Source organism: Lysinibacillus sp. FSL W7-1291, from assembly GCF_038593415.1.
GTDB lineage: Bacteria > Bacillota > Bacilli > Bacillales_A > Planococcaceae > Lysinibacillus > Lysinibacillus fusiformis_D.
In genome coordinates this window covers 4,549,166-4,560,935 of sequence record NZ_CP151994.1, presented here as the reverse complement: position 1 = coordinate 4,560,935, position 11,770 = coordinate 4,549,166, and the positions used below count along the sequence as shown (strand labels likewise).

The window sequence follows — 11,770 nt, the reverse complement described above, 5'->3', positions numbered from 1 at the left end:
GCTGCTAATCTCCTTTACAGTGTTCAATACATAAAAAAAAATCGCATTTATAGAAATGGTAAATACGTTCATATTACAACTCGTCCACATAATCACAAGCTGTGGATAAAAGTTAACCAAAGGCTGTGATAAAAATTATCCACAGCATATTAACAGTTGTGGATAATTAAAATGTTCATTTCAGTTTTCAACAAAGTGAAGCACAGTAATCGTATCAGAAAAACAAAGCTATTTCAATAGTTTATGAAACTTATCCACATAGCTTGTAGTTATGCACTTTAGAGTTGTCCACAAGCACTGCTTATGTGAAAAAGCTGTAGATAATCGTTGTGGATAAAAAATAATGCAAAAAATACTATACACAACTCTGTGTAAAAAAAACAAGTACTCTGTGGATAAATATTTTATGTTCATGCAATAAATAATCTTTGAATTAGTAAAGATGCAATAGATTGATTTTGATACATAGATTAGCTGGTTAAAAGAAATTTATGAAATACATTGACAAAATAACTAGAAACTTTATATAATATTCGAGTCTGTATGTTGAAAAATTCAACTCATATCAGGAGGTGTCTATATAAATGAAACGTACTTACCAACCAAAGAAACGTAAGCACAGCAAAGTTCACGGTTTCCGCGCACGTATGAGCACGAAAAACGGTCGCAAAGTTCTTGCTGCTCGTCGTCGTAAAGGAAGAAAAGTTTTATCAGCATAAAATAAGTCCACTGAGCCACATCAGTGGTCTTTTTTTTCTTTATTTTTGGTAAACCTAGAAATGAGGATCAAAAGATATTATCTAATAGCAGGTGAAAGAAATGAAAAAACGCCAAAGAGTGAAAAAAAATGATGATTTTCAAAAGGTGTTTAAAAAAGGTAAATCTTTCGCTAATCGTCAGTTTGTTGTTTATTTTTTAGCAAAAGAAGGGCAAACAGAATTTCGTGTAGGTTTATCGGTTAGTAAAAAGCTTGGAAATGCGGTAACACGCAACAAAATAAAACGCTATATTCGACAAAGTATTCAAGAATTAAAGGATGATTTAAAGCCGAATATGGATTATGTTATTATCGCCAGACATCCGGCGGCCACTATGGATTTTCATGAAGTGAAACAAAGTTTGCAGCATGTACTACAAATCGCAAAGGTAATGAAGAAAGTGTAATGTATGCAAGCAAGTGGTGAAAATACGCCTGTACTGTTAGTAATGGAGTAGAAATAGAGCGGTTTTGCATACAATTATAAATAGAGGAATATACGCGTAGGGGTATTTGTAGCGTGCGATTTCATAAAAAAATATGTAAAATTCGCAACATAACTTAGGAATAAGTATATGTAGTTAGAATATTTAGTAGAGTGAACGTTATAGGCGTGATAAAATAACTGATAACTTTATCTTTATTGAGGACGTCCCAAACGCTGGCTAAATCATGATAAAGTAGCTGGCAGATCTTGAGGTAGGAAACTGCCAGTGAATGAAGAAATGCATATAGAATGAAGAAAAAGTGAATAGTAATTGTAGGGGGAAGAAGGTTGAAAAAACAACATTGGGTAATTTTGTCACTAGTATCAGTAGCCTTACTACTTTCTGGTTGTACAGAATTCAATGAACCAATTTCAAAAGACAGCACAGGCTTCTGGAATGAATTCATTGTTTGGCCGTTGGTATCAGCGATAAAATACTTTGCTGATTTGCTCGGTACGTATGCATGGGGGATCATTGCCGTAACGATTATTATTCGTTTAGCAATTTTACCTTTGATGATTAAACAAACAAAGAGCTCTAAAAAGATGCAAGAAATTCAACCAAAATTGAAGGAACTGCAGAAGAAGTATGCTTCTAAGGATGCTCAGACACAACAACAATATCAGCAAGAAATGATGAAGCTAATGAGTGAATCTGGAGTAAACCCACTAGCAGGGTGTTTACCAGTAATCATTCAAATGCCAATTTTAATTGGTTTCTATCATGCAATTAGTCGTATGAATGCTACATCTACATTTGATTTAGGAAATTTCTTTATCTTCCCGTTAGCAGATCCTGCACCTGCATTAGCAATTACGGCAGGTTTAATGCAATTTATCGTATTACGTACAGGACCAGCAATGGATAATCCTCAAATGAAAATCATGATGTATATTATGCCATTCATGATCATTGGTTTTGGTATGGCCTTACCAGCTGCATTATCACTATATTGGGTAATCGGGAATATTATTTCGATTTTCCAAAACCTGTATATTTATAAACCTTGGAATAAAGATAAAACACAACCTGCTCAAAATGGAGGGGCTAAAAAGTGAAACAACTTACGCAAATAGGCGCAACAACACAAGAAGCGATCTCATTGGCGTTACAGAAACTTGGCAAAACCCGTGAACAAGTAGATGTTGAAGTTTTACAAGAAGGTAAAAAAGGATTTTTAGGTTTTGGTGCACGTTCTGCAGAGGTACGTGTAACAGTAAAGGAAGTTCAGGTTCCGACAATTGAAAGTGACAAAGCCGAACCGCAAAATGCGACTAAATTAGACAAACCATTAGTAGTAGATGATGTTGAAACAATAAGTTCACAAGTTTCTGAACAACCAAGTGAAATCGAAGAAGTTCAACAAATCGTAAAAGAGCAAAATGAGGAAGAAGACACGGCAAACCCAATTGAAGAGGCAAAAGCTTATTTACAAAGTATTGCTGAACAGTTGGCTATTGATGATCTTGATATTGCTACGACTCGCGAGGGGAAATATGTATTATTTCAACTAAAAAGTGAGAAAGCTGCACTGCTTATAGGAAAACGTGGTCAAACACTAAATTCCTTACAGCAATTGACGCAACTCGTATTAAATAAAAGCGCTAAGCAGTTTTTAATGGTGAAATTGGATGTAGAAAACTATCGCGAACGTCGACAAGAAGCTTTAGAATTACTTGCAGATCGAATGGCGGATAAAGCATTACGCTTAAATCAACGTGTGGCATTTGAACCAATGCCGTCTTACGAGCGAAAAATAATTCATAATCAATTAGCAAATCGTCTAGATCTTGAAACGTATTCAGAAGGCACAGAGCCTAATCGTTATTTAGTGATTGAACCAGTAAATAATAATTAGTCTGCTGCTGTAAACATACAGACACTATATATTGAAAGGTCATTTTATCTTCGTGATAAAATGACCTTTTTTAGTGAGGCAAAGAATAGTGATTTTTGTCGAAAATAAGATAACCTAAAAAATTGATATTATCCACATTTGGAAATGATCCTTACTTTAGATTTTGTTGAAAATATGTTAGTCTAAGGTGTTAGTAAGTATTGGTCGGTTTCGATTATCCACATGTGGATAACGTTGAGGAGGTCATTAAATGGAGTTCGATACAATTGCTGCGATATCCACACCTATGGGTGAAGGTGCCATAGCTATCGTTCGTTTAAGTGGGGACGAGGCAGTGACAATTGCAGATAAAATATTCAAATCACCTGGTGGGAAAAGTTTAACAACGAAAGATTCGCACACCATTCATTATGGTCATTTAGTTGATCCTAAAACAAGTGAGGTAGTAGAGGAAGTAATGCTATCACTGATGCGTGGACCAAAAACATTTACACGTGAGGATGTAGTTGAAATAAATTGTCACGGTGGACTAGTTTCAGTGAATCGTGTATTGCAACTTGCGTTAACGAATGGAGCAAGATTAGCTGAGCCTGGCGAATTCACAAAACGAGCGTTTTTAAATGGACGTATTGATTTATCTCAGGCTGAAGCGGTTATGGATCTGATAAGAGCTAAAACAGATCGTGCGATGAATGTTGCTTTGGGTCAAATGGATGGAAAATTATCGAGACTTATTGGTGATTTACGCCAAGCTTTACTAGAGACATTGGCACAAGTAGAGGTTAATATAGATTATCCGGAGTATGATGATGTAGAAGAAATGACAGTACCTGTATTAGTAGAAAAATGTACATGGGTAAGAAATGAAATTAGTAAACTTCTGCAAACATCTTCTCAAGGAAAAATTTTACGCGAGGGCTTATCAACTGTTATTTTAGGTCGTCCAAATGTAGGGAAGTCTTCTCTTTTAAATAGCTTAGTACAAGAAAATAAGGCCATAGTGACAGATATTGCAGGGACTACTCGTGATATTATAGAAGAGTATGTCAATGTACGCGGTGTTCCACTTCGTTTAGTGGATACGGCAGGTATTCGGGAGACAGAAGATATTGTTGAACGAATTGGAGTAGAACGTTCTCGAGAAGCTCTTCGTGGAGCAGATTTAATTTTGTTTGTATTAAACTACGCAGATGAATTAACTGCTGAGGATGAGCGTCTATTCAAAACAATTGAAGCGATGGATTACATCGTTATTGTCAATAAAACAGATTTACCGCAAAAAATTGATTTAGCACGTGTCGAAGAATTAGCTGATGAGCATCGTATTGTAACGACTTCCTTGTTACAGGAAGAAGGCATTACAGAGCTAGAAGAAGCCATTGCTGCTTTATTCTTTGAAGGACAAATCGAAGCGGGCGATTTAACATATGTTTCAAATGCAAGACATATTGCACTTCTGCACCAAGCACAGGCAACGGTTGAAGATGCAATAGCAGCTGCACAGGAAGGTGTACCAGTTGATATGGTACAAATCGATGTAACAAGAACATGGGAAATACTTGGTGAAATCATTGGTGACACTGTACAAGAAAGCCTAATTAATCAGCTATTTTCACAGTTCTGCTTAGGAAAATAAATTGATAAGAGAAAGGAAGATACGAGCATGCCAACAAAATATGAGGCAGGCACGTTTGATGTTATTGTAATTGGCGCAGGTCATGCAGGTTCAGAAGCTGCACACGCTGCGGCTAAAATGGGCGCTAGCACATTAATGCTAACAATCAATTTAGATATGATTGCATTTATGCCATGTAATCCATCTATTGGTGGCCCTGCCAAAGGAATCGTCGTACGTGAAATTGACGCTTTAGGTGGCGTCATGGGGAAAGTTATCGATAAAACACATATACAAATGAGAATGTTAAATACAGGGAAAGGTCCAGCAGTACGTGCATTGCGCGCACAAGCGGATAAAGTTTTGTACCAACAAGAGATGAAACGTGTGTTGGAGGAAACTGAAAACTTAACAATCCATCAAGGAATGGTTGAAGAGCTGATTATTGAAGATGGGGAAGTTAAAGGAGTCATTACACAAATTGGTGCCGTTTATCGTGCTAAAACAGTCGTTGTGACAACAGGTACTTTCTTACGCGGTGAAATCATTATTGGTGATATGAAATATTCAAGCGGTCCTAATAACCAACAACCTTCGATTCGCTTAGCCGATAATTTAAAAGAGCTTGGCTTTGACCTAGTTCGTTTCAAAACAGGTACTCCACCACGTGTAAATAATCGTACAATTGATTATGACAAAACAGAGATTCAACCAGGGGATGACGTTCCACGTGCATTTAGTTTTGAAACAACTGAGTTCATTATGGACCAGCTACCTTGCTGGTTAACCTATACAAGCCCTGAAACGCATGAAATTATTGAAGCAAATTTACATCTTTCACCGATGTATTCAGGAATGATTAAAGGGACAGGGCCACGTTATTGCCCGTCTATTGAGGATAAAGTTGTGCGTTTTAATGATAAGCCTCGACACCAAATTTTCTTAGAGCCAGAAGGCCGTAATACGCGTGAAGTGTATGTTCAAGGTTTGTCAACGAGCTTACCAGAACATGTCCAAACACGTTTACTAAAATCTATTCCTGGCTTAGAAAATGCGGAAATGATGCGCGCTGGTTATGCCATTGAATACGATTCAATTGTGCCAACCCAATTATGGCCGACATTAGAAACAAAACGCATTAAAGGCTTATATACAGCTGGTCAAATTAACGGTACATCTGGTTATGAAGAAGCAGCCGCACAAGGCTTAATGGCGGGAATGAATGCTGCTGCTAATGTACTTGGTAAAGAGGAGTTAATTTTAAGTCGCTCTGATGCCTATATTGGCGTTTTGATCGATGACTTGGTGACAAAAGGGACAAATGAGCCATATCGTTTATTAACATCTCGTGCAGAGTATCGTCTATTGTTACGTCACGATAATGCCGATTTACGTTTAATAGAGCTGGCTTACAAAATGGGCATGATTCCACAAGAAAGATATACAAAGTTCATTGAGAAAAAGGAACTGATTGAAACTGAAATTGCACGTCTTCGTGAAATCATTATTAAGCCAAATGAAGCAACCCAATCTGTTATTCGTTCTGTTGGCGGTAGTGAGTTAAAGGATGGTATTCGTGGCGCAGATTTATTAAAACGTACTGAAATGCATTATGAGTTAATTGCATCTTTAATTCCTGCAGAAATAGAGTTTACGGATGAAGTAAAAGAACAAATTGAAATTCAGCTTAAATATGAAGGTTATATCGAAAAAGCATTGCAACAGGTAGAGAAGCTACACAAAATGGAAAACAAAAAAATTCCTGAGAATATTGATTACGATGCGATTTCAGGTTTAGCAACAGAAGCACGTCAAAAGTTAAAACAAGTTATACCACTTTCTATTGCACAAGCTTCTCGTATTTCGGGTGTTAACCCAGCTGATATTTCCATTCTGCTTGTTTATATTGAACAAGGTAAAATTGCGAAAGTAAGCAGCTAATCAACAGCGTAAAGTGAATAAGGGGCGGGCATACCATTGTGCCCGCTTCCTATTTTTAAGGTTATACTGCTGAGTGGAGTAGTATAGTAAGATCGATAAAGGAGACTTTACATGAACGAACAACAATTTATTGAGGCTCTGAAAGAGAAAGGCATCGAACTTTCGGATAAGCAGATCGCTCAATTTAAAAAATATTTTGAATTACTTGTCGAGTGGAATGAAAAAATGAATTTAACCGCTATTACAGATTTAGAAGGCGTTTATTTAAAGCATTTCTTCGATTCGATCAGTGCCTCATTTTATTTTGATTTTTCAAAAGTAATTACTGTTTGTGATGTTGGAGCAGGTGCTGGTTTCCCTAGTATCCCTATTAAAATCTGTTTCCCGCATTTACATGTCACAATTGTCGACTCCTTAAATAAACGAATTACATTTTTAAATCATTTAAGTGATGAGCTACAATTAGAGAATATGCATTTTGTACATGCACGAGCAGAAGAGTTTGGTCAAAATACAAAATATCGTGAACAATTTGATGTGGTAACAGCACGCGCTGTAGCTCGTTTATCAGTGTTATCTGAGCTATGCGTACCTTTAGCAAAACAAGATGGTTATTTTGTTGCTTTAAAGGCTGCAGCAGGAGCAGAGGAATTAAAGGATGCTAAAAAAGCTTTAATAACATTAGGTGTTAAACTGAGAGAAGAATTTTCTTTCAAGCTACCTGTTGAAGAAAGTGACCGCACTTTATATATATTTGATAAAATAAAAGGAACACCGAAAAAATACCCGCGTAAGCCAGGTGTACCAAATAAAACACCAATTCAATAATTAGTGTTTCATGTGAAACTTCTCAAAGTAGAAAATATTTTTTCTATTTTGAGCATACATACTAGTTATGGATGGTTCACGCAAAAGACATCTATGAACTATATACATTTGATGAAATATAATAAATAATAATAGAATGACACTTAGCAAGATAGTTACTTAAAGGTGGTGCCACTTGGATGAAAAGTCCTTTTTCACGTTTTTTTGGAGGCGGGAGTAAAACGGAGCCTATTGTGAAAAATGAAGTAGAACAAGCAGAGGCGGTTCATGCAGCGGAAGAAGTCATAAAGTTGCCTATTGATCAAATTGTACCTAACCGTTTTCAGCCACGTACTATTTTTGATGATGAAAAAATTGAAGAATTATCAAGAACCATTCATACACATGGTGTGATTCAGCCAATTGTTGTACGTAAAACATCAGAAAATCAATATGAAATCATTGCCGGTGAGCGCCGTTACCGAGCGATGAAAAAGCTACAATGGACAGAGGTCCCTGCTATTGTACGTAATTTAACTGATAAGGAAACAGCTTCTATTGCGCTAATAGAGAACTTACAGCGTGAGGAGTTAACCGCAATTGAAGAAGCGGTAGCCTATCAAAAATTATTAGAGCTTCATGAGCTAACACAAGAAGCTCTGGCCCAAAGACTTGGAAAAGGACAATCCACTGTAGCCAATAAATTGCGTTTATTAAGGCTGCCGGATGAAGTGCAGCAAGCCATTTTGAAGCGTAAAATATCTGAACGACACGCACGTGCATTAATTGCTATTAAGGATCAACCATTACAATTAGAAATTTTACAGCTATCGATTGATAATGAATGGAATGTACGTCAGTTAGAGGAGCAAATTCAAGCCATATTAAACCCAGTCACAGACGAGCCAGAAGAAACAGTACCAAAGAAAGCAAAACCAAAACGTAAGGCTATAAGTAAAGATGTGCGCATTGCTTTAAATACCATTAAACAATCACTAACAATGGTAACGAAAAGTGGTATTACAGTAAAAACAGAAGAAGAAGATACAGAGGAATACTATCAAATTACAGTGAAGATACCTAAAAAGAAAAAGGTGCAATAAATTATTTTAAAAAAGTAATATATTGTTATGTCCAATACTGAACAGAGGAGATATCTCAGAAAAATAAATGAGATATCTCCTTTTTTGTATATATTCTTAATATTTTATACAACTCTCTTCAATTTTTTTGATAGAATGAAAGTTAGATAGCGTATTAAATAGTGATTTTACAAATGATTTGTCAAAGTTAAGTTTGATAGATGAAAGCAGGTGCTTTTAAATGGGTAGAATTATAGCAATCGCCAATCAAAAGGGTGGCGTAGGTAAAACAACAACTTCGGTCAATTTGAGCGCTTGCCTAGCATATTTAGGTAAGAAAGTGCTATTAATTGATACCGATCCTCAGGGGAATACAACAAGTGGACTTGGTATTAATAAAGGAGAAATACAAGCTTGTATTTATGATGTGCTTATTGATGATGAAGATGTTGAAAATGTCATTCAAAAAACAAACGTAGAGAATTTATCAATCGTGCCAGCAACCATCTCACTTGCAGGTGCAGAAATTGAATTGGTTTCGACTATTTCAAGAGAAGTGCGTTTAAAACATGCACTGCAAAATGTGAAAGAAGATTTCGATTATATAATTATTGACTGTCCTCCATCTTTAGGGCTTTTAACTATTAATGCTTTAACAGCTTCAGATGCGCTCATTATCCCTGTACAATGCGAATATTATGCGTTGGAAGGGCTAAGTCAATTGCTCTCAACTGTTCGCCTTGTTCAAAAGCATTTAAATCAGCAGCTCTATATTGATGGCGTTCTATTAACAATGCTAGATGCACGTACAAACTTAGGCTTGCAAGTTATTGATGAAGTAAAAAAATATTTCCAAGATAAAGTATACAAGACGATCATTCCTCGTAATGTGCGATTAAGTGAGGCACCAAGTCATGGTCAACCAATCATCACTTATGACGCAAAATCGAGAGGTGCAGAAGTTTATTTGGAGATGGCGAGGGAAGTGATTAAAAATGGCTAAAGGTTTAGGAAAGGGTATTGGTGCACTATTTCCAGGAGAGTCTTTAGAGCAAAGTGGTCAAGTGGAAGAAATTCAATTAGATTTAATTGTGGCGAACCCCTTTCAACCTCGTAAAATTTTTGATGAAGAAAGTTTACAAGAGTTAGCAGATTCGATTAAAGAACATGGTATTTTGCAGCCAATTGCTGTGCGCAAAAAAGGGCGCAAATTTGAAATTGTTGCAGGGGAACGTCGTTATAGAGCCTGTCTGTTAGCTGAATTAGAGGTTATTCCTGTCATCATAAAAGAGCTATCAGATGCACAAATGATGGAGTTAGCTATTTTAGAAAATCTTCAACGTGAGGATTTAACCGTTATTGAAGAAGCGGAAGCCTATCAGAGTCTAATGGAAAACTTACATTTAACTCAAGAAGAATTATCGAAACGGTTAGGGAAAAGTAGACCACATATCGCTAATCATGTTCGGTTGCTTGCTTTACCAGAAGATGTACGTAAATTTATGAATGATGGTACCTTATCGATGGGGCAGGGACGAGCATTACTTGGCCTGAAAAATAAAAGAAGAATCTCAGAAGTGGCTAATAAGGTCATTAATTTAGGGTTGAATGTACGTCAAGTTGAAATGCTAGTACAAAACTTAAATGAAGAAGTTTCACGTGAAACAATTCCACCAAAGAAGAAAGATATATTTGTATCAGCCAAGGAATCCCAATTACGAGACTACTTTGGAACAAATGTTCAAATCAAAAAAACAAATAATAAGGGGAAAATTGAAATTGAATTTTATTCTGAAGATGATTTAGAACGTATTTTAGAAATACTAAATTTACAGGAAGAATAAAATACATTTCTATAACTTAATCAGAGCGCCAAGCAAACAGGCGCTCTCTATTTTTTAGAGAGAAGGAAGGCTTAAGTGTGGTATTACTAGGGGCATTGATTAATGCTGTGCTAATAGTAGCAGGTGCATTAGTAGGGCGCATTTTTAAAAATATTCCTGAATCTATGAAATCTACTGTACTATCTATTATTGGCTTAGCAGTCACATTATTAGGGATAAAAATGGGCTTTGAAAGTGATAATTTTATTATATTAGTAGTAAGTTTAGTAGTAGGTACTGTAATAGGTGAGTGGTTAGATTTAGATAGACAAATGAATCGTCTAGGGAAATGGGTAGAGAGTTTATTTCGTACAAAACGAAATGACCAAAATCAAATTAGCATAGCAGAGGGCTTTGTCACTGCCTCCTTAATTTTTGTTGTTGGGTCAATGGCTGTAATCGGTGCACTCGATAGTGGTCTTCGTAATGATCATAATGTATTAATTACAAAAGGATTAATAGATGGGTTTACATCCATTATTCTAGCATCCACTTTAGGCATTGGTGTATTGCTATCCGCTGTACCTGTTTTTGTTTATCAGGGATTAATCGCACTTTTTGCAGGCGTTATTAGTTCCTTTATACCTGATGCTGCACTACAAATGTACATTACAGAAATGACAGCTGTAGGCGGTGTAATGATTATGGCAATAGGGTTAAATATTGCGGGCCTAGCTAAGATCAAAGCTGCTAACTTGCTGCCAGGTATCGTCATTGTTGGTATTATGGTGGCTATCTTCTACACTTTTCAATGAATAGCGATGGGCAGCCAATAATAAAGCTCTTGAAAGCTTTTCAGCCATAGCATAAGAAATATGAAGTCTTGTATTTTGTAAAACAAGCATTTCCATAAAGCCTCCAATATTGACGATTCCTTTAACGGAAATGTCTCCGATTGGGGGTAATTCTTTTTTTACAGCCTTGCCAGGGAAGATGGGTCCGCTTTGCACTGAAATATGACCAACATTTTGTTCACTGCCTAGACAGGCATCAATCGCAATAATGAAAGGTTTTGTAGTATGATTGTGTAGCTGTTGCATTGTAGAATCAAGATTTAGAGCATGTAAAGGATCTTCTAAAGAACCTACAATTTCATAGGGAAAGCTGACAGATTTTTTTAAAAAGCTACCTGTTAATGGCCCAAGTGTATCGCCCGTACAACGGTCACTGCCAATACAACAAAAAATTAGTCGTTCATGATGAAACGGTATATGTTCTAAAAATAATGTACTTAATTGCCAAACGGCATTTTTACTCTCGTGATGAAGGGAATAAGGTAGTAACAAATTTGGTATAGTATTCATAAAAAAACTCACTTTCTTTTTATTTTTAGAAGTGC

The 11,770-nt window shown here is 36.3% G+C and carries 12 protein-coding genes; 11 read left to right on the top strand and 1 reads right to left on the bottom strand.

The window, feature by feature from the left end; all coding sequences use genetic code 11:
* The first annotated feature begins 584 nt into the window (after positions 1-584).
* The 11 genes from rpmH to NST76_RS22255 all read left to right on the top strand — a co-directional run bounded on the left by rpmH (position 585) and on the right by NST76_RS22255 (position 11,186).
* Complete coding sequence (rpmH, locus tag NST76_RS22305; RefSeq protein ID WP_004233310.1) at positions 585-719, top strand: 50S ribosomal protein L34; 135 nt, start codon at positions 585-587, stop codon at positions 717-719.
* A gap of 100 nt (positions 720-819) precedes the next feature.
* Positions 820-1,164 (top strand): ribonuclease P protein component, encoded by a 345-nt coding sequence (gene rnpA, locus NST76_RS22300; RefSeq protein WP_036119559.1) that lies wholly within the window; start codon positions 820-822, stop codon positions 1,162-1,164.
* Positions 1,165-1,532: 368 nt separating this feature from the next.
* Positions 1,533-2,303, top strand: coding sequence for a membrane protein insertase YidC (gene yidC, locus NST76_RS22295; protein ID WP_025115704.1), 771 nt, complete (start codon positions 1,533-1,535; stop codon positions 2,301-2,303).
* A complete protein-coding gene (jag, locus tag NST76_RS22290; protein ID WP_342544479.1) occupies positions 2,300-3,103 on the top strand; it encodes an RNA-binding cell elongation regulator Jag/EloR in 804 nt (267 codons plus the stop codon). Before yidC ends, jag begins: the two co-directional genes overlap by 4 nt.
* 250 nt (positions 3,104-3,353) lie before the next feature.
* Positions 3,354-4,739 carry a tRNA uridine-5-carboxymethylaminomethyl(34) synthesis GTPase MnmE gene (mnmE, locus tag NST76_RS22285; protein WP_036119549.1) on the top strand — a complete coding sequence of 462 codons (1,386 nt, stop codon included), beginning with the start codon at positions 3,354-3,356 and terminating at the stop codon, positions 4,737-4,739.
* A gap of 27 nt (positions 4,740-4,766) precedes the next feature.
* Entirely contained in the window at positions 4,767-6,659 is a 1,893-nt protein-coding gene (mnmG, locus tag NST76_RS22280; RefSeq protein WP_036119546.1) for a tRNA uridine-5-carboxymethylaminomethyl(34) synthesis enzyme MnmG, read from the top strand.
* Between the two features lie 111 nt (positions 6,660-6,770).
* Complete coding sequence (rsmG, locus tag NST76_RS22275) at positions 6,771-7,487, top strand: 16S rRNA (guanine(527)-N(7))-methyltransferase RsmG (protein ID WP_036119543.1); 717 nt, start codon at positions 6,771-6,773, stop codon at positions 7,485-7,487.
* Between the two features lie 179 nt (positions 7,488-7,666).
* On the top strand, positions 7,667-8,569 hold the full coding sequence (gene noc, locus NST76_RS22270; protein ID WP_036119540.1) for a nucleoid occlusion protein: 903 nt from the start codon (positions 7,667-7,669) through the stop codon (positions 8,567-8,569).
* Between the two features lie 220 nt (positions 8,570-8,789).
* A complete protein-coding gene (locus tag NST76_RS22265; protein ID WP_036119537.1) occupies positions 8,790-9,551 on the top strand; it encodes an AAA family ATPase in 762 nt (253 codons plus the stop codon).
* Positions 9,544-10,392: a ParB/RepB/Spo0J family partition protein gene (locus NST76_RS22260; RefSeq protein ID WP_036119535.1), complete on the top strand. Its 849-nt coding sequence runs from the start codon at positions 9,544-9,546 to the stop codon at positions 10,390-10,392. The genes NST76_RS22265 and NST76_RS22260 overlap by 8 nt, the downstream gene beginning before the upstream one ends.
* Positions 10,393-10,469: 77 nt before the next feature.
* A complete protein-coding gene (locus NST76_RS22255; protein WP_036119532.1) occupies positions 10,470-11,186 on the top strand; it encodes a DUF554 domain-containing protein in 717 nt (238 codons plus the stop codon).
* On the opposite strand, the gene yyaC is transcribed toward NST76_RS22255, so the two are convergent.
* The gene (yyaC, locus tag NST76_RS22250; RefSeq protein WP_338652191.1) at positions 11,103-11,735 is read right to left on the bottom strand and encodes a spore protease YyaC; all 633 of its coding nucleotides are present in this window, start codon (positions 11,733-11,735) and stop codon (positions 11,103-11,105) included. The genes NST76_RS22255 and yyaC overlap by 84 nt on opposite strands.
* Positions 11,736-11,770 lie beyond the last annotated feature (35 nt).

What these genes read in the sequence shown, in the direction of transcription:
- yyaC (WP_338652191.1), bottom strand. Translation starts at nt 11,735, where the DNA reads ATGAATACTATACCAAATTTGTTACTACCTTATTCCCTTCATCACGAG.
- noc (WP_036119540.1), top strand. Translation starts at nt 7,667, where the DNA reads ATGAAAAGTCCTTTTTCACGTTTTTTTGGAGGCGGGAGTAAAACGGAG.
- rsmG (WP_036119543.1), top strand. Translation starts at nt 6,771, where the DNA reads ATGAACGAACAACAATTTATTGAGGCTCTGAAAGAGAAAGGCATCGAA.
- mnmG (WP_036119546.1), top strand. Translation starts at nt 4,767, where the DNA reads ATGCCAACAAAATATGAGGCAGGCACGTTTGATGTTATTGTAATTGGC.
- mnmE (WP_036119549.1), top strand. Translation starts at nt 3,354, where the DNA reads ATGGAGTTCGATACAATTGCTGCGATATCCACACCTATGGGTGAAGGT.
- NST76_RS22265 (WP_036119537.1), top strand. Translation starts at nt 8,790, where the DNA reads ATGGGTAGAATTATAGCAATCGCCAATCAAAAGGGTGGCGTAGGTAAA.
- NST76_RS22260 (WP_036119535.1), top strand. Translation starts at nt 9,544, where the DNA reads ATGGCTAAAGGTTTAGGAAAGGGTATTGGTGCACTATTTCCAGGAGAG.
- rpmH (WP_004233310.1), top strand. Translation starts at nt 585, where the DNA reads ATGAAACGTACTTACCAACCAAAGAAACGTAAGCACAGCAAAGTTCAC.
- rnpA (WP_036119559.1), top strand. Translation starts at nt 820, where the DNA reads ATGAAAAAACGCCAAAGAGTGAAAAAAAATGATGATTTTCAAAAGGTG.